This window comes from Kitasatospora sp. SUK 42 (genome assembly GCF_015776785.2).
Classification (GTDB): Bacteria; Actinomycetota; Actinomycetes; order Streptomycetales; family Streptomycetaceae; genus Kitasatospora.
Genome location: NZ_LFMD02000002.1, coordinates 227,295 through 244,755 on the forward strand (window position 1 = coordinate 227,295; position 17,461 = coordinate 244,755).

Sequence of the window (17,461 nt, forward strand, 5' to 3'; positions counted from 1 at the left end):
ACGTCCTCATCTCTTGGTCAGTACCGACTATCCAGCCCCGAATAGTCAGAGTCAACTATTTATGAATGACGGGCCGGAACTCTGTCCGCCCGGCTAAAATCAACCACACGGCGTTGTCCGAGCGGATGAAGGAGGCCCGGAGTGACGACCCCCGGCCTCCCGCTCCGGCAGCTGCTGATGTCCCTCGGCGAACCCCTGGTCGAACTCCAGGCCGCCCCACAGGGGTTGGACGTCCCCGTCCGCGACGTCGCGATCCTCGACCCGGAGGACCCTCCCACCGCCGCCCCCGGCGAGCTCGTCCTCGCCATCGGCGCCCGCGGCCGCGCCGCCCTCCCCGCCCTGCGCGCCGCCGGCCGGGCCGGCGCCGCCGCCGTCGCCGTCAAGCTGGACGGCCCCGGCCAGGCCGACGCCCTGCGCGAGGCCGCCACCGACGCGGGCGTCGCCCTGCTCTCCGTCCGCCGCGAGACCCGCTGGGAGCACCTCGACTCGCTCGCCCGCGCGATCATCGCCGGCCCCGACGCCCCGGACGCGCCCGGCGCCCCCGAGCCCAACGCCGGCGACCTCTTCTCCCTCGCCCAGACCGTCGCCGTGCTCACCAACGGCATCGTCTCGATCGAGGACACCTCCAGCCGGGTGCTCGCCTACTCCCGCTCCTCCGACTCCGACGAGGTCGACGACCTGCGCCGGCTGTCCATCCTCGGCTGGCAGGGCCCGGAGCCGTACCTGTCCAAGCTCCGCGAGTGGGGCATCTTCCAGCACCTGCGCAGCTCGGACACCCCGATCGCGGTCGAGCCGCACCCCGAGCTCGGCCTGCGCCGCCGCCTCGCGGTCGGCATCCGGGCCGGCGCGCAGCCGCTCGGCACCATCTGGGTGCAGGAGGGCGCGCAGCCGCTGGCCCCGCTCGCCGAGCAGGCCCTGGTCGGCGCCGCCCGGGTCGCCGCCGCCCAACTGGTGCGCCGCCGCCGCGAGCTGTCCGCCGACGTCCGGCTCACCCAGACCCTGCTCACCGGCCTACTGGAGGGCTCCACCGGCCCCCAGTCGCTCGCCACCCACCTGGGCCTGGACCTGCGCCGCCCGGCCACCGTGCTGGCGTACAGCGCGCACACCACCGAGGCGCTGCACCGCTCCGACGTCACCGGCCTGATCTCGGTGCACACCGCCGCCCGGCACCGCACCGCGCTGCTCGCCCCGATCGACTCCCGGGTGTACGTGCTGCTGCCGGAGCTGCCGGCCGGCCTGCCGATGACCACCGTGCGCGACTGGGCGGCCGAGGTGGTCGCGGCCGCCCGGGAGCACCTCGGCGTCCCGCTGCGCGCCGCGATCGGCTCGACCGTCGAGGGCCTGGCCCAGGTGCCGGACTCCCGCGCCCAGGCGGACCGCATCCTGGACGCGATGGGCCGCGGCGGGGTGGACCTGGACGTCGCGGCGCTGATCGACGTCCAGGCCGAGGTGCTGGTCAGCGAGATGCTCGCGCTGCTCCAGGAACGCGGCGGCCTGCGCGACCCCCGCCTCACCGCGCTCACCGCCTACGACCGCCGGCACGGCACCCGGCTCGCCGAGTCCGTACTGGCCTGGCTGGACGCGCTGGGCGAGGTCCGGGTGGCCGCCGACTCGCTGCACATCCACCCCAACACGCTGCGCTACCGGGTGCGCCGCGCCGAGCAGTTGACCGGCATCGACCTGGCCCAGCCGCAACAGCGGCTGCTGGCGATGCTGCAACTGCGGCTGCCCGCGGACGAGTAGTCCACGGGCAGCGGTCGTTCACACCCGGCGGTCCGCCACTCCCTCAGCCGCGCCCCGCCCGCCACCGCTCCCAGGCCGCCAGCCACAACTCCTCGGCGAGCCGGTGCTCCTCCCGGTCCTGCGCTCCGCCGCCCGGCCGCTCGCGCCACAGCCGCTCCCAGGCCCGCTGGGCCGGCAGGCTCGCCACCTCGCTCGCGAACACCGTGTAGCGGACGACCTCCTCCACCGCCGCCTCCCCCGCCGGCGTGCCGATCAGCCACTGCGTCTGCTGGGACAGCCGGTTGAGGTGGTTCACCATCGAGGTCACGGCGGCCGCGGCCTCCTCCCGGGTCTCCGTGGCGAGCCGCATCTGCTGGCGCACCGCCGTCTCCCAGCGCACCACGCAGGCGTCCCCGCGCAGCCCGCGCGGCAGCCGCGGCGTACGCCCGACCCGCACCTGCGCCTCGATCGCGGCGCTCTCCGCGATGCTCTGCGCGATCACCTCCCGGTGCGCCTCCAGCCCGACCACGGGTGGCAGTTCGCGCTCCTCCACCGGCACCCGGCGGGCCCGCCGGGAGGCCAGGTCGCGCAGCAGCTCGGTGCGCCCGTTGAGGTGGCGCTCGAAGTCCCCTATCGCTCCCAGCTCCACACCGCCGGGGGCCACCCCGCGCCCGCACACCGTCACGGTCAGCCCGCCGACCCGCAGCCGCCCGGCCCAGACCGGCCCGGCCGCGTCCGGCCCGCGGTCGGGCACCGGCCGGTCCTCGTGCACCTCGACCGCGCAGGGCTCGCCGTCCACGGTGATCCACTCGCGCAGCGCCCGGACCCGGCCCGGACCGTCGCCCTCGTCGATCCCCAACTGCTCGTAGAGCCGGTCCCGTTCGTCCTCGACCACGTCCTCCAGCTCGGGCAGCGCGTCGCCCGGCTCGGCCCCCGGCCGGTAGGTGCGCACGGTCACGTACGGTCCGACCGGCGAGCTCCAGTCACCGGACTGCACCTCGACCCAGCGCAGCTCGCCTCCGCAGGTCTCGAAGGCGGCCAGCGCCTCGCCGCGCCGGGCCGGCCCGGCGGCCACCCCGTACACCGGGAAGTCGGCCGCCGCCAGGGTCCGGCGGGAGAACTCCTCCTGGTCGGCGAGGCGGTCGGCGAGACGGTCGGCGCGCCGATCCCGCCCGGCCGGGCCGGGCCCTCCGTCGTGCCGCTCCTGGGGCCTGCCGCCGCTCTCCCGCATCATCCTCTGCCGCACCCCCGAGTCCTCGCGCCCGCACCGCTGACGCCACCTTACGTGCCCGGAGCTGCCGGGTCATCAGCTCGGCTGCCGCACGGGGGCGGTGGCCGTGTCAGGCGGCCGGTTGTCAGCAGCCCTCCCTACGCTGGCGGCATGACAGCACAGAGCAGCGCGGCACAGCGCGCCTTCCCCGCCCGGATCAGCATCGTCACCCTCGGCGTCTCCGACCTCGAACACAGCGCCCGCTTCTACGAGGCCCTGGGCTGGCGGCGCTCCACCGCCTCCAGCCCGGAGATCGTCTGGTTCCGCACCGCCGACTCGGTGCTCGGCCTCTTCCCCACCGACGAATTGGCCGCCGACGCGGGCGTGCCCGCCGCCGGCGAGCCCTCCTTCCGCGGCGTCACCCTCGCGGTGAACCTGGAGTCCCCCGCACTGGTGGACACCGCGATGGAGACGGCCGTCGAGGCCGGCGCCGTGGTGGTCAAGGCGCCGGTCCCGACCAGCTGGGGCGGCTACTCCGGCTACTTCGAGGACCCGGACGGGCACCTGTGGGAGCTGGCCCACAACCCGTTCTTCCCCTTCACCGAGGACGGCTCGCTGGACCTTCCCTGAGAAGGCCGTCCCTGAGAAAGCCGTCCCGGGGAAAGCCGTCCCGGGGAAGGCCGTCCTACTTCTTCGACCGCGCCTTGAAGGCCGCCTTGCGCGCCTCCTTGGCCAGCGCCCGGTCCGGGTGCAGCTCGCCGATCGCCTCCAGGACGTCCGCCGTGTACGGGTGGTCGACCCGCCACAGCTCGCCGAACCACCCCGTCGCGTCGCCGTTCACCGGCAGGTCGGTGATCAGTTCGCGCAGCAGCTCGGCGTCGCCGCCGTTGTCCAGCAGCTGGGCGGCGAAGGTGTCGACCACCGTCCACAGCGCCATCGCCCGGTCCGGCACCGGCACGTCCGCCACGCCCTGCGCGTTCAACCAGGCCCGCACCGCACCGCCCAGCTCCGGGTCGTCCAGCACCTCCCGGGCGGCCGGCTCGGCGCCCGCGCCCAGCAGGTTGAGCGCCGAGACGCACAGCATCCGCCGCAGCGGGCCGTACGCGTCCGAGCCGCGCGCGGCCGCCAGCAGCTCGCGCGCCGCCGCCTCCGGCTCCCGGCCGGACACCCAGACCCTCAGCTCCTCCTCCGGCAGCACGTTGGTCGACTCGCACAGCCCCCGCAGCAGCTCGGCCGCGTCCCCCTGGGCCAGCTCACCGACCAGCGGCGCGTCGTAGCCGTCCTCCAGCAGCCACTGCCGGATGCCGTACTGGCCGAGCGGGGTGAGCCGGACCAGGCCGAAGCGGGCCGACTCCTCCTCGTCCAGCGGCGCCTCGCCGACGACGGCGGGCTCCTCGCCCTCCTCCTCGTCGAACAGCTCCGGGTCGATCGGGCGGTAGTCCAGCAGGCCCAGCTCGGCGAGGTCGCCCAGCATCGGGTCCAGGGCGACCATCACATCGGTGATGTCGCCCAGCAACTCCTCGCTCGGCTCCTCGCCCTCCGGCACCACCAGCAGCGCGGCCAGCACGCCCAGCGGCACGGTCTCGTTGCCGGGCTCGGCGAAGGCGGTGGTCTCGTACAGCACCTGCAGCGCCTCGTCGAGCAGCTCGGCGGCGGCGTCCCGGGCCTCCTCGACCTCGGAGAGCGCGTCCTCGTCCTCGGCCTCGGTTCCTTCGCCCTCCTCGCCTTCCTCGGCCTCCCCGGCCTCCTCGCCCTCCTCCTCCGGCAGCGAGTCGGCCTCCACCGCCAGCTCCCGGACGATCCCCGCGGCGGTCAGCCACAGCTCCAGGACGGTGTCCGGATCGCCCTGCTCGGCGGGCTCCAGGTCCGGCCCCGGCACCGCGACGTGCTCGCCCTCCGCGGTCGTGCCCAGCTCCACCAGGTCCAGGTCGCAGGCCAGCGACCAGGCCCGCAGCGCCTCGACCTCGGCTTCCTCCGGCACCTCGCCCTCGGCCGGGGCCAGCCCCAGCAGCCTCGCCACGGGCGCCCGGTCGGCCTCGACCAGGTCGCCGAACTCGTCCACCGCCCGGTGCGGGGCCGCCCAGCGGGCGAGCGCCAGCGCGTACCCGAACATCGGCACGGCCTTCGCCTGCTCGGCCAGCTCCCGCTCGTCGGGCAGCTTCACCGGCGGTACCAGGACGGCCGCGTCGTCCAGGTCCTCGTCGTCCAACCCGTGCGCGGCGAACGCCCCGTAGAGGTCCTGGAGCTCCAGGTCGGCGGGCAGGACCGCCTCGGCCGCGCCCTCCCCCGAAGCTCCCGCGTTCTTCCGACGTCGTCCGGCCATCGTCGTGTGCACTCCCTCAGCCAGCGGTCAGCTCGAACAGCTCCGCGTACCCGATCTACCTACTCAGCGTATAGGCCGGGCACCCCCGATGCCCGGCCTCATGGGGCGCGCACAGGGGCGCGCGCCGCCACCGTGCGCCCACCCTTTATCCTTCGCAGTGGTACCGCGCACACCCCGCGCGGACCACCGGGCAACGAAGCCCCTCTTCTTCAGCTCACCTCGCACCACCAGGAGCCCCGCACCGCGGCCACACCACAGCGCCACCGGACGGGCACGTCGGCACACCCCGCCGGCCCCGGTGGCGCCCGGCCACAGGAGACCCCTGCCATGGCGGACCTCTCCCCCGCCGGCTCCGGCCTGCGCACCGCGCAGTTCGACGGACGCCGACTGTCGGAGGCCCTGCTTCCCCTGGAGCTCGCGCCCCGCGCCCAGCTCCAGCTCGCCGCGATCAGCCGCTGGAACGCGCTGCGCGGCGTCCGCGTCGGCCTGGTGGCCGCCGCCCTGCTGCTGATGCTGATCGGTGCCAATCTCGCGACGCCGATCTACTCGCTCCTCCAGCAGCGGCTGCACCTCACCGCGCTCGACACCACCATCCTCTTCGCGATCTACGTGTTCGCGCTGGTCCCGGTACTGGCCGTGGTCGGCCACTGGTCCGACCACCTCGGCCGACGCGCCCTGATCCTGCCCGCCGTCGCGCTGTCGGCCCTCGGCGACGTCGTGTTCGCCACCTCCGGCAGCTTCTGGCAGCTCGCCGCCGGCCGAGCCGTCCAGGGCATCGCCGTCGGCCTCTCCACCGGCGCCGCCGGCGCCGCCCTCGGCGACCTGCTGCCCGACCACCCCGCCCTGGCCCCCAAGATCACCCTCGCCTGTTCCGCGGGTGGCGTCGCGCTCGGCCCGGTGGTCGGCGCCCTGCTGGCCGGCGGCTCCGACCCGCTGCTGACGCCCTTCCTCCTGCACGCCATCGCCCTGCTCGCGCTCTGCGTGCCGCTCGCCCTGGTGCACCCCCGGATGCCCGGCCGCAACCGCCCGCCGGCGTCGCCGCCCCGCATCACCACCCCGGCCCACCTGCGCCCGCAGCGCCTGCGGCTGCCGCGCACCGGCCGCCGCGAGTTCCTGCTCGCCGCCACGGCCGGATTCATCTCCTACGCGGTGTTCGGCGTCTACCTCAGCCTGGCTCCGGCCTTCGCCGCCAAGCTGCTGCACACCGACTCCAAGCTGGTCGGCGCGATCGTGGCCGCCCTCCTGCTCGCCTCCTCGGCCGCCACCCAACTGATCGTCCCGCCCACCACCGACCGCGTGGTGACCGCCTTCGGCATGACCGGCCTCGCCGCCGGCCTGGGCCTGGTGGTCGCCGCCCAGTACACCGGGACCCCAGCACTGCTCTTCATCGGCAGCATCCTCGGCGGCGTCTGCCAGGGCGTGGCCTTCCGCTCCCTCTTCACCACCGCCGTCACCGCGATGGACCCGGAACGCCGCGGCTCCGAACTGAGCGCCCTCTGGGTCATCGTCTACCTCGGCAGCTCCGCCCCCATCATCGCCGTCGGCGCCCTCGTCCAGTCCTACGGCCTCCTCCCCGCCGTCAGCGGCTTCGCCGCCATCGCGGCGATCCTCTGCGCCGCCCTCGCGGTCGCCGTGGCCCGCAAGCCCAAGCCAACGGCCTGACCAGCACAAACAACGCCGCTGCCCGGGACTTCTTCGGAAGTCCCGGGCAGCGGCGTTTCCGCGCCTCACCATCTGCCCCCGCTTCGCCCGCCGCCGGGTGAACACCCGCGCGCCATCTGCTTCGTTGAGCAGGTTCACCGCCGTTCCCCACCATCCACCCCCCACCCGCCTGCCGGCGGGTGCCCGCCCCCGCCCTCACCGCGCGCCGCCCAGCCAGGCGGCGCGCAGCCCCAACTTGGCCGCCCGCCGGCAGATACACCACTGCCACACAAACACATTCTCCGAAGGGGCGGTTTGCGCGACAGCAGGTTGACGAAAGGAACCTCCCGCCATGACGAGCTCAGCCCACCCGCCGCGCCCCGTCCAGGTGCTGAAGGCCGACACGCTGCGCCTCGTTGAAACGGCCGCCCCTCGGCTCACCCAGGAGCACCGGGCCGCCATGGACAGGGTGTGGAGGACCGCGACGCAGGCCAACTCCGACCTCTTCGACGGCCCGGCGGTGGTGTGCACGGGCGTCGAGCACGACGGCCGAACCCTCGCGCTGTCCTGGGCTCCCGTCACCTACCGGTGGCTCGCCCTACGCCGCGTGCCAGGCGCGCCCGCGATGTCGTCCGTATTCGTGACCGTCGCACAGCCGACGGACGACGACGCCCTGATCGTGGGGCGCATGTCCGCCACGACGGCGGCCCCGGGCCGATGGCAGTTCCCGGGCGGCAACGTGGAGCCGCCCACCGCAGGCCGCACGCTCGACGAGTACGAGCTGCGCCGTCAGGCCTGCAAGGAACTCGCCGAGGAGATCGGCCTGCGGGTGGCACCCGAGGATCTGGCACTGTGGGCGGTCACGCGCGGCGAGCACGGCAACATCGGCATGCACTACCAGGCACCGCCGCTGCCCGTGGCGACCCTGCTCCAGCAGTTCGAGGCACTGACCGAGTCGGAGACGGCGAACGGACGCACGCCGGAATTCGAGCGGATCACCGCCGTCGATCACACCGACGCCGAACGACTGGCGGGCCCGCACGCGGACTACCTGAAGCCCCTCCTCATCCGGCACGACCTTCGGACCGCCGGGGGGGGCGAATGAGTGACCTCAGCCACCACCCCGTGCGGGTCGTCGAAAACACTCAGGTCAGGAAGACAGCTCCGCGCTCGTCGAGCTCTTGAGCTGCCAAGACTCCACGGTTCTTGAACTGAGCGAGGCTCTTGCGCATCTCCAGGACGGCACGGCGGGTACGGACGGACTGCACGCCGGCCATGGCGTCGAGCGCACGGTTCCACGTGTCGCACGCCTGCTCGATACCGCCATCAGCGAGTTCCATCTCGGCCTGGGCCACCAGGTCGAGCGCGAGGATGCGCGCGTAGGTCGTAGCCGGCCGAGTGGCTGCCGCCGCCGCGTAATTCTCGACCGCGCCCTTGCGGTCGCCGAGCCGGGAGAAAACCTTGGCGCTTCGGGAGTTGACCATGGCGCGGGCAGGGCCCCAGGAGCGAGCCCAGAATGGCACATCCTCTCCGTTCGCAGCCTCCAGTAGGTCCTGGGCACGCTGGATCGCCTGGACTGCAGGGCGACGCTGGTTGGTGGCGGCGAGGCCGTGGGCATGGGTGATGGTGAGGATGGCCTCAGTGCCGGCGTCCACCCGCCCGGTGGCGCGGGACAGCGCGGTCTCGGAGAGGGCGAAGGTCTGCGCAGGGTGGCGGAGCTTCATGCCCTGCTGGGCGAGGGTGCGCAGGACGAAGGCGTCGTGGCCGACAATTCCGGACTCGACGGCGAGCGCGTAGGACTGGTGGTAATAACGCTGAGCGAGGCCCTGTTCGCCGGCGTCGTACGCCACCCATCCGGCCAGGTGCACGCCGACCGCTGCGGCGGAGAGCATCTGCCGACGGTCCTCGTGGGTGCGAAAGGTGCCCCGGCAGAGAGCGGCGACGTCGGATCGCAGGTACTGGATCAGCGCGGAGCGCCCGTGCTGACCACCATGACGCTCGTCGATCTCGGTGAACATGCTGATCATGTCGCGAACGGCGGCGACCTCGGCGGCCCCCGCGACAGCGCCGCTTCGAACGGCTGCTGCGCGTTCTGCACCCTCACGGACGTATTCCAGTGGCAGGTGCATCGCAGCGACAGAGTACGCCGAGGCGGCCAGGAATTTTCGTCGGTCCAAATCAGCTCTCCACACCCGCGCGAGGACGCCCACCGGGTCGGGGCCGATGGACAGTCCCAGGCCTGGATCGGATTCTTCCACCGACCGTAGCCCGAGTTCGGCGGGGGTGTAGAGCCGCCCCGTCTTGCGAAACAGCGCCTCGCAGATGAAGGCCGGGGTATCACCTCCGGGATCGGCGCCCCGAAGCCACTTGTGGACGGTCGACGGGTTGGTCCGCAGGTGTACGCCAACTTCGGCTGCCACCCGCACGACGCCTCGGGCGAGTGCGTCGAACGTCATGTCGGCGTCGACGATGGCCGTTTCGAGCTGGCGGTTCGTCACTGGCTGCGCCATGACCAGTCCCTTCTTCGGCACCATGGGGCAGTAAAAACGGTAAAGACAACCGAGCCGTTACGGTCGCGACTTGGACGAAGGAACGCCGGTTGACTTGGTGTCAGCCGTTCGGGTTCGCGAGCCAACACCGGCTCCGGGGAAGCCCCGGGCGGCCGACTCCGACCGCTGCCGACAGGACAGCCCCCGCTGTCCTGCCGTCGCAGCCTTGGCGATCAGGAGCGGACCGTGACGACCGAGGCGCCGACCAGAACGGAACCCCTCGCACGACCTACCGTGGCCAAACTGCCGTACAAGCCGCAATCCGCGTCGGTTGCGCGGACGCTGGTCCGCAGGAAGCTTGCGGACTGGGAACTGGAGCGCCTGGCCGACGAAGCCGAGTTGGTCGTCACGGAGCTGGTCTCCAACGCGGTCAAGACCGGATGCCTGACCACCATGCGGGTCAGCATCGCCCAGGTAACCAACCAGGCTGGTCACGCCGTACGGATCTCCGTCCGAGACGGATCCCGTGCTTTGCCGGTTCTGATCAGTGCCGCCCACGATGCAGAGTCCGGCCGCGGCTTGGCCCTGGTCGACCGTCTGGCCGTCATTTGGGGCATCGACCTGGAGCCCCACGGCAAGACAATGTGCGCCGACCTCCACGTGGAGCAAGCGTGAGTGCCCGGCCCATGGCTCAAGCCGAACCCTCGGAACCGGTTCCCGACACGCCTCTACCTGTCTGACCCCTGCACTCCCGCCCCGGCATCAACGGCACACCAGCCCGGGGCGGGGCGGCTCCAGGTAAACCCCTGCGGCCGGAGCCACTCCTCGTTCACCGGTCTCGGCGACCCGCCGGGCCAGAGTCCCATCGCGCCGAAGGGAGATTCATCATGCCGCAAAACGCCGTACTGGTCTTGGAGGCCACGCAGCCTCCGCCGTCCCCGCCGCCTCCGCCCCTGCCACCGCCGGGTCCGCCGTACCCGGGTCGGTAGCCAACCTGGCCCTCGGGAACCCGCCCCATGGCCAAGTACCAGAAGGTGGTCCTGGAAACGCCGACCCGTCACCGCGTTCGAGGCGGGCTTCACCGACGAGCCTGACGTTCAGCCCCAGTCCGCGGATACGGTGGCTGGACTGATCGATTTGGGGGTTATGGACATGGACCCATCGCGCAGGGGGATACTCGGGGCGGGCCTGCACTCGGTCGCCCTCACCATCCCCGGTTGGCCGGACGTCATCGGGCGGTTCGAGCGGCTGAAGGCCGATCCGCGCACCAGGATCGGCATGGCCGAGGTCGAGGCCGTGATCGCCATGACCGAGCGCATCAGCGAGCTGGACGACCAGTTCGGCGGCCGGACCGCCCGCCCGATGGCCGCCGCGTTCATGGTCAACAACATCGCGCCGCACCTGAAGGCCACCGCCGACGACGAAGTTCGCAAGGCGATGCTGTCCGCCGCCGCCGACCACCTCTACCTGACCGGCTACATGGCCGTGGACGAACGCCTCGACCTGCTCGGCCAGGCCTACTACACCAAGGCCCTGGAGCTCGCCCTCGCCGCCGGCGACCACCTCACCTACTGCACCACCCTGCGCGGCATGAGCGTCCAGGCCGTCGAACTCGGCCACGGCACACCCGCCTTGCGGTACGCGAACGCCGCCGCTGCCGCCTCACCCGAGGCCGGACCGCGGATGCGTGCCTTCCTCGCCGGACAGCAGGCCCACGCCCTCGCCCAGACCGGCGACCGCACCGGAGCGCTCACCAAACTCCACGAAGCCGAAGTCGCCATGGAACAGGCCGAGTCCAAGGCCAAGGCCCACGGCTCCTACGACCCCGCCTCGCTCTCGTACCACGTCGCCCAGGTCAACTACGAGCTCGGCGACCGCGAAGGTGCGATCCGCGCCCTCCATCGCTCCGAGAAGGTCCGCCCGACGATGTACCGCCGAGCCCGCGTCCGCCACCGCGCGATGCTCGCCGAATGGCAGCTCGAAGCCGGCCGACTGGAAGAAGCTGCCCAGAACTGGAACCTCGCCCTGGACGACTTCCCCCACGTCCAGTCCGGCAGGGCCGACGACCGCTTCCGCACCATGCTCTCCGCAACCCGGCCGCACCGGCGCAACCCTCACGTCCGCGAACTCCTCGAACGCGCGCGACAGATAGCGCCACATCCGGTCTGATCCGGCACAAGCCACCCGGCGGCTGACGTTCCTGACCGACCTAGCGAGGGGATAGACGCTCCCGCCACCAAGTACGGCATGAGGCGGATGTGAAGCCGTCCAACTCACCCTGACGAAGCGCAGTTGCGCAAAACGCCTCATGCCATGCCAAAGGCCGTGGTACGTTCCGTAATCCAACCGAAAACAGGCGACCCCGGCGGTGCTGGTAACACCCCGGGGTCCGGCAACAGGAGCCAACACTCCCGATGCGCGTCCATCGTAGCGCCCACGTGCGCAACTTCACCGTGCTGCCCAACGCCCTACTCCAGTACCGGCGGTTGAGCTACACCGCCCGAGGCCTGCTCGCGGACCTCCTCTCCCGCCCGGACGGCTGGCGCGAGGACGGTCGGCGCATGGCCGACACCAGTCCCCAGGGGCGCGGCGCCATCCGCAAGGCCCTGAAGGAGCTGACCGAGGCGGGCTACTACCGGATCGAGAAGATCCGCATGCCGGACGGCACGATCATCACCGAGAGCCACGTCTACGACACCCCACAGCTCGCACGACCGGGTACCACCCGTCCGGCGCCCGGTGAAGCGGCAACCGGCAGTGCTGGCAGCCCTGTTGTAAAGAACCGGCGCCAAGAACCCACCCTCCCCGCGAGCCCGGCCGACGAAAGCGACCAGGAAGGACAGGAGGCACCACCCGACAACGAACCGTTCCGCGAAGCGGTGGCCACCCTGTTCCGCGTGATCCGCCCCGAGCCCCGCCTACGCCTGGGCGAGGCCGAAGCCCGGGAGCTGGCACCCCTGGTAGCGCAGTGGCTGGCTCGCGGCAGCACCCCGGCCGACCTGGTCCAAGCCCTGCTACCGGGCCTTCCCGTCCCGGTGCACTCGGCGGCGGCGGTGCTCCGCTACCGGCTGGAACACAAGCTGCCGCCCTCCCGCCCCAGGGAACGTCCCCCGGCAGCCCGCTACTCCGAGTGTGCCGAGTGCCACGACCCCGTGCCACGACCGGGCATCTGCCGCCCGTGCGCCGGCCTGACAACCCGAACACTCACAGTCGGCCAGGGGGCGGACGTGGCAGCCGAAGGTGCCGCCCGAGTCCGAACCGCTCTACGCTCCGCGATGACCGGCCGTCGGCCTGCACACATCGCCGCCTGAGACACGCTGTCCCACCGGTCCGAAGGGGCTCCGACAGGTACGTCACCCTGCTCCATGAGCACCGCGCGCCGCCTGGCCGGGCGGCGCGCGGCGAGGGCGGGGGTGGGCACCCGCCGACAGGCGGGTGGGGGGTGGATGGTGGGGAACGGCGGTGAACCTGCTCAACGAAGCAGATGGCGCGCGGGTGTTCACCCGACGGAAGCGCCGCTGCCCGGGACTTCCGAAGAAGTCCCGGGCAGCGGCGTTCGTTCCGGTGATCTCAGACGTTGAAGCCGAGGGCGCGGAGCTGCTCGCGGCCGTCGTCGGTGATCTTGTCGGGGCCCCACGGCGGCATCCAGACCCAGTTGATGCGCAGGTCCTGCACCAGGCCGTCGGTGGCGGTCTTGGCCTGGTCCTCGATGACGTCGGTCAGCGGGCAGGCCGCCGAGGTGAGCGTCATGTCGATGGTGGCCACGTCGGACTCGTCGATGTGGATGCCGTAGATCAGGCCCAGGTTGACGACGTCGATGCCCAGTTCGGGGTCGACGACGTCCATCAGGGCCTCGGTCAGGTCCTCGACAGACACGGTGCCGGCGGTGGTGCCGACGATGACACCGTTCGGCTGCTCCTCCGCAGTGGAGGCCGTGGCGTCGGTGGTGATCTCGTCACTCATGGTCTTGTCCTCCTCTGCGGGGTCAGTCGTTCACTGCGGGGTGCTGGGCGAGCGCCTGGGCGGTGGCGTCCTTCCAGGCCATCCAGCTGAGCAGGGCGCACTTGACCCGGGCCGGGTACTTGGAGACGCCGGCGAACGCGACCGCGTCCTCCAGCACCTCCTCGTCGCCCTCGCCCTGGCCCTTGCTCTGCATCAGCTCCAGGAAGGCCTCCTGGACCACCTGCGCCTCGCCCACGGTCTTGCCGACCACCAGGTCGTTCAGCACCGAGGCGCTGGCCTGGCTGATCGAACAGCCCTGTGACTCGTACGAGACGTCGGTGACGGTGGCGCCGTCGAGCTTCACCCGCAGGGTGATCTCGTCGCCGCACGTCGGGTTGACGTGGTGCACTTCGGCGTCGCCGTCCCGCAGCCCCTTGCCGTGCGGGTTGCGGTAGTGGTCCAGGATGATGTCCTGGTACATCGAGTCGAGCTTCATGTCCTGCGCGTCCCGTCAGCCGAAGAAGTTCCGGACGTGGTGCAGGCCGGCGATCAGCGCGTCGACCTCGCCCGGCGTCGAGTACAGGTAGAACGACGCCCGCGTGGTCGCCGGAATTCCGTACCGCAGGCAGACCGGCCGCGCGCAGTGGTGGCCGACGCGCACGGCGATGCCCTGCTCGTCCAGCACCTGGCCCACGTCGTGCGGGTGGATGTCACCGAGGGTGAAGGAGATCGCGGCACCGCGGTCCACGGCCGTGCGCGGGCCGATGATCCGCAGGTCCGGGACCTCCAGCAGGCGCTCCACCGCGTACTCGGTGATCGCGTGCTCGTGCGCCGCGATCTTCTCCATGCCGATCGCCGACAGGTAGTCGATGGCCGCGCCCAGCCCGACCGCCTGGGCGATCGGCGGGGTGCCCGCCTCGAACTTGTGCGGCGCCGGGGCGTAGGTGGAGGAGCCCATGGTGACGGTCTCGATCATCTCGCCGCCGCCCAGGAACGGCGGGAGGTCCTCCAGCAGCTCCTGGCGGCCCCAGAGCACGCCGATGCCGGTCGGGGCCAGCATCTTGTGGCCGGTAAAGGCGACGAAGTCGGCCTCCAGCGCCTGCACGTCCAGCACCATGTGCGGGGCGGCCTGCGAGGCGTCGATCACGACCAGCGCGCCGACCGACTGGGCCTTGCGGACGATCGCCTCGACCGGGTTGATCGTGCCCAGCAGGTTGGAGACCAGGGTGAAGGAGACGACCTTGGTCTTCTCGGTGATCAGCTCGTCGATGTTCGACAGGTCGAGCCGGCCCTCGTCGGTGAGCCCGAACCACTTGAGCTTCGCGCCGGTGCGCTGCGACAGCAGCTGCCACGGCACGATGTTGGAGTGGTGCTCCATCTCCGTGATGACGATCTCGGAGTCGGCGTCGACGCGGTACGGCTCGTCGGCCCAGCCGAGCATGTTGGCCACGAGGTTGAGCGACTCCGAGGCGTTCTTGGTGAAGATCACCTCGTTGCGGCTCGGCGCGTTGACGAACGCGGCGACCTTGTCCCGGGCGCCCTCGTACATCGCCGTGGCCTCCTCGGCGAGCACGTGCACGCCGCGGTGGACGTTGGCGTTGTGCCGCTCGTAGTAGGCGTTGAGCGCTTCGAGCACCTGGCGGGGCTTCTGCGAGGTGGCCGCGTTGTCCAGGTAGACCAGCGGCTTCTCGTCGTGCAGCACGCGCTGCAGGACCGGGAAGTCCTTGCGGATCGCGTCGGTGTCGAGCAGACCGGTGAACGGATGCGTCACTCGGACGCGCCCCCCTTCACGTACGCCTCGTAGCCCTCGTTCTCCAGCTTGTCGGCCAGCTCGGCACCGCCGGACTCGACGATGCGGCCGCCTGCGAAGACGTGGACGTAGTCGGGCTGGATGTACCGCAGGATGCGGGTGTAGTGGGTCACCAGCAGGGTGCCGACCTCGCCGGTCGAGCGGACCCGGTTGATGCCCTCGGAGACGATCCGCAGCGCGTCGACGTCCAGGCCGGAGTCGGTCTCGTCGAGGATCGCGATCTTCGGCTTGAGCAGCTCCAGCTGGAGGATCTCGTGGCGCTTCTTCTCACCGCCGGAGAAGCCCTCGTTGACGTTGCGCTCGGCGAACGCCGGGTCCATCTGCAGGGCGGCCATCGCCTCCTTGACCTCCTTGACCCACAGCCGCAGCTTGGGGGCCTCGCCCCGGACGGCGGTGGCGGCGGTGCGCAGGAAGTTGCTGACCGAGACGCCCGGGACCTCGACCGGGTACTGCATGGCCAGGAAGACGCCGGCCTTGGCCCGCTCGTCGACGGACATCTCCAGGACGTCCTCGCCGTCCAGCAGCACCGAGCCGCCGGTCACGGTGTACTTGGGGTGGCCGGCCAGCGAGTAGGCCAGGGTGGACTTGCCGGAGCCGTTCGGACCCATGATGGCGTGGGTCTCGCCCTGCTTCACGGTCAGGTCGACGCCCTTCAGGATCTCGCGCGGGCCGTTCTCGGCCTCGACGGAGACGTGCAGGTCGCGGATTTCAAGGGTTGCCATGTGTACTCAGGACTCCTGGTTGACGGAGACGAGCACATCGTCCCCTTCGATCTTTACGGGGTAGACAGGGACCGGCTTGGTGGCGGGCAGGCCGGAGGGCTTGCCGGTGCGCAGGTCGAAGCTGGAGCCGTGCAGCCAGCACTCGATCATGCAGTCCTCGACCTCACCCTCGGAGAGCGAGACGTTCGCGTGCGAGCAGGTGTCGTTGATCGCGAACACCCCCTCGTCGGTGCGGACGATGGAGACCGGCACGCCGTTGAGGTCCACGCGCTTGGGCACGTCCTCCTGGAGGTCGCTCAGCGCGCAGGCACGGAGGAAGCTCATCGGGATCAGACCGCCGATTCCAGCTCGGTCTCGATCTTCTCCATGAGCTGCTCCTGCACCTCGGCCACGCCGATCTGCTGGAGCAGCTCGGCGAAGAAGCCGCGGACCACCAGGCGGCGGGCCTCGTCGGCCGGGATGCCGCGCGCCATCAGGTAGAACAGCTGCTCGTCGTCGAAGCGGCCGGTCGCCGAGGCGTGGCCGGCGCCGACGATCTCGCCGGTCTCGATCTCCAGGTTCGGGATCGAGTCGACCCGGGCGCCGTCGGTGAGCACCAGGTTCCGGTTGAGCTCGTAGGTGTCGGTGCCGAGCGCGGCGGCGCGGATCAGCACGTCGCCGACCCAGACCGCGTGCGCGTCCTGGCCCTGCAGCGCGCCCTTGTACGCCACGTTCGACCGGCAGTGCGGCGTGTCGTGGTCGATGATCAGGCGGTGCTCCAGGTGCTGGCCGGCATCGGCGAAGTACAGGCCGAACAGCTCGGCCTCGCCGCCGGGGCCGGCGTAGTTGACCCGCGGGTGCAGGCGGACCAGGTCGCCGCCGAAGGTGACGACCACGGACTTGAACGAGGCGTCCCGGCCGACCAGCGCGTTGTGCTGCGCCACGTGCACGGCGTCCCGGTCCCAGTCCTGGACGGAGACGAAGGTGAGCTTGGCGCCGTCGCCGACCAGCAGCTCGACGTTGGCGGCCCGGGTGCCGGTGCCCTCGTGGTTGAGCACCACGACGGCCTCGGCGAACGGCTTGACGTCGATCACCACGTGGGCGAAGCGGACCCCGCCCTCGGCGCGCACGTCGATCTTGACCGGCTCGGTCAGCACCGCGTCCTTGGGGACGGTGACCACCAGTGCCTGTTCGAAGGCGCTGAAGGCCTGCGCGGCGACCCGGTCGACCGGCGTGCCGGCCTTGCCCAGCCGGGCGTCCTCGCGGCCGACGGTCTCGGCGGTGACGCCGTCCGGCAGCGTGAACTCGACCTTGTCCTCACCGCGTTCGGCGGTGGCGGCGGTCCCGTCGTGCAGCCCGCCGAGGCGGTGCAGCGGGGTGAACCGCCAGTCCTCCTCGCGGCCGTGCGGCACCGGGAAGTCGTTCACGTCGTAGGAGGGCTTGACCGCGACGCGCGCGTCGATCGGCTGCTGGACCGCGGCCCGGCCGGTGCCGGGGCCGGCGAGCTGCGCGCCCGCGCCGGCGGTGCCGACCTCGATCGAACCGGCGGTGGTGGAGCCGGTGGTGTTCTGGACGTCAGCCATAGCTGTCGTAGTGCTCTCTTCCTCGAAACGTCGGTGGGCG

General features: G+C 71.7%; 16 protein-coding genes. 7 read left to right on the forward strand and 9 right to left on the reverse strand.

All coding sequences use genetic code 11. From position 1 onward, the window contains the following. Positions 1-141 precede the first annotated feature (141 nt). Complete coding sequence (locus tag RZ50_RS00970) at positions 142-1,743, forward strand: helix-turn-helix domain-containing protein (RefSeq protein WP_308271100.1); 1,602 nt, start codon at positions 142-144, stop codon at positions 1,741-1,743. 43 nt (positions 1,744-1,786) lie between these two features. On the opposite strand, the gene RZ50_RS00975 is transcribed toward RZ50_RS00970, so the two are convergent. Beyond that, complete coding sequence (locus tag RZ50_RS00975; protein WP_196952630.1) at positions 1,787-2,968, reverse strand: hypothetical protein; 1,182 nt, start codon at positions 2,966-2,968, stop codon at positions 1,787-1,789. Between the two features lie 135 nt (positions 2,969-3,103). Here RZ50_RS00975 and RZ50_RS00980 point away from each other — a divergent pair, with 135 nt between their 5' ends. Further along, positions 3,104-3,562, forward strand: a complete 459-nt coding sequence (locus tag RZ50_RS00980; protein ID WP_196952631.1) for a VOC family protein — start codon at positions 3,104-3,106, stop codon at positions 3,560-3,562. 55 nt (positions 3,563-3,617) lie between these two features. Here the strand turns inward: RZ50_RS00980 and RZ50_RS00985 are convergent, their stop codons facing one another. After that, a complete protein-coding gene (locus RZ50_RS00985) occupies positions 3,618-5,255 on the reverse strand; it encodes a hypothetical protein (RefSeq protein WP_254801940.1) in 1,638 nt (545 codons plus the stop codon). Between the two features lie 327 nt (positions 5,256-5,582). Between RZ50_RS00985 and RZ50_RS00990 the strand changes: the two genes are divergently transcribed. Next, a complete protein-coding gene (locus RZ50_RS00990) occupies positions 5,583-6,917 on the forward strand; it encodes an MFS transporter (protein WP_196952632.1) in 1,335 nt (444 codons plus the stop codon). Positions 6,918-7,248: 331 nt separating this feature from the next. After that, a complete protein-coding gene (locus tag RZ50_RS00995; protein WP_196952633.1) occupies positions 7,249-8,001 on the forward strand; it encodes an NUDIX domain-containing protein in 753 nt (250 codons plus the stop codon). A gap of 40 nt (positions 8,002-8,041) precedes the next feature. Here the strand turns inward: RZ50_RS00995 and RZ50_RS01000 are convergent, their stop codons facing one another. Then, entirely contained in the window at positions 8,042-9,430 is a 1,389-nt protein-coding gene (locus RZ50_RS01000; RefSeq protein WP_254801941.1) for a hypothetical protein, read from the reverse strand. A 201-nt stretch (positions 9,431-9,631) separates the two neighbouring features. Here RZ50_RS01000 and RZ50_RS01005 point away from each other — a divergent pair, with 201 nt between their 5' ends. The 3 genes from RZ50_RS01005 to RZ50_RS01015 all read left to right on the forward strand — a co-directional run bounded on the left by RZ50_RS01005 (position 9,632) and on the right by RZ50_RS01015 (position 12,696). Then, positions 9,632-10,060, forward strand: a complete 429-nt coding sequence (locus RZ50_RS01005; RefSeq protein WP_196952634.1) for an ATP-binding protein — start codon at positions 9,632-9,634, stop codon at positions 10,058-10,060. Between the two features lie 477 nt (positions 10,061-10,537). Further along, a complete protein-coding gene (locus tag RZ50_RS01010) occupies positions 10,538-11,554 on the forward strand; it encodes a tetratricopeptide repeat protein (protein ID WP_308271106.1) in 1,017 nt (338 codons plus the stop codon). Between the two features lie 269 nt (positions 11,555-11,823). Next, complete coding sequence (locus RZ50_RS01015) at positions 11,824-12,696, forward strand: hypothetical protein (protein WP_308271107.1); 873 nt, start codon at positions 11,824-11,826, stop codon at positions 12,694-12,696. Positions 12,697-12,955: 259 nt separating this feature from the next. Here the strand turns inward: RZ50_RS01015 and RZ50_RS01020 are convergent, their stop codons facing one another. From RZ50_RS01020 to sufD, 6 genes are read right to left on the reverse strand one after another with little or no spacing between them, the layout of a single operon-like run. Beyond that, complete coding sequence (locus RZ50_RS01020) at positions 12,956-13,348, reverse strand: metal-sulfur cluster assembly factor (RefSeq protein ID WP_305853008.1); 393 nt, start codon at positions 13,346-13,348, stop codon at positions 12,956-12,958. A 22-nt stretch (positions 13,349-13,370) separates the two neighbouring features. Beyond that, positions 13,371-13,823 carry a Fe-S cluster assembly sulfur transfer protein SufU gene (gene sufU, locus RZ50_RS01025; protein ID WP_196952637.1) on the reverse strand — a complete coding sequence of 151 codons (453 nt, stop codon included), beginning with the start codon at positions 13,821-13,823 and terminating at the stop codon, positions 13,371-13,373. Between the two features lie 15 nt (positions 13,824-13,838). Continuing rightward, positions 13,839-15,098 (reverse strand): cysteine desulfurase, encoded by a 1,260-nt coding sequence (locus RZ50_RS01030; RefSeq protein ID WP_196952638.1) that lies wholly within the window; start codon positions 15,096-15,098, stop codon positions 13,839-13,841. Then, positions 15,095-15,859 (reverse strand): Fe-S cluster assembly ATPase SufC, encoded by a 765-nt coding sequence (gene sufC, locus RZ50_RS01035; protein ID WP_196952639.1) that lies wholly within the window; start codon positions 15,857-15,859, stop codon positions 15,095-15,097. Before sufC ends, RZ50_RS01030 begins: the two co-directional genes overlap by 4 nt. Before the next feature lie 6 nt (positions 15,860-15,865). Then, on the reverse strand, positions 15,866-16,183 hold the full coding sequence (locus RZ50_RS01040) for a bifunctional 3-phenylpropionate/cinnamic acid dioxygenase ferredoxin subunit (protein WP_196952640.1): 318 nt from the start codon (positions 16,181-16,183) through the stop codon (positions 15,866-15,868). Between the two features lie 5 nt (positions 16,184-16,188). After that, entirely contained in the window at positions 16,189-17,421 is a 1,233-nt protein-coding gene (sufD, locus tag RZ50_RS01045) for a Fe-S cluster assembly protein SufD (RefSeq protein WP_196952641.1), read from the reverse strand. Positions 17,422-17,461 lie beyond the last annotated feature (40 nt).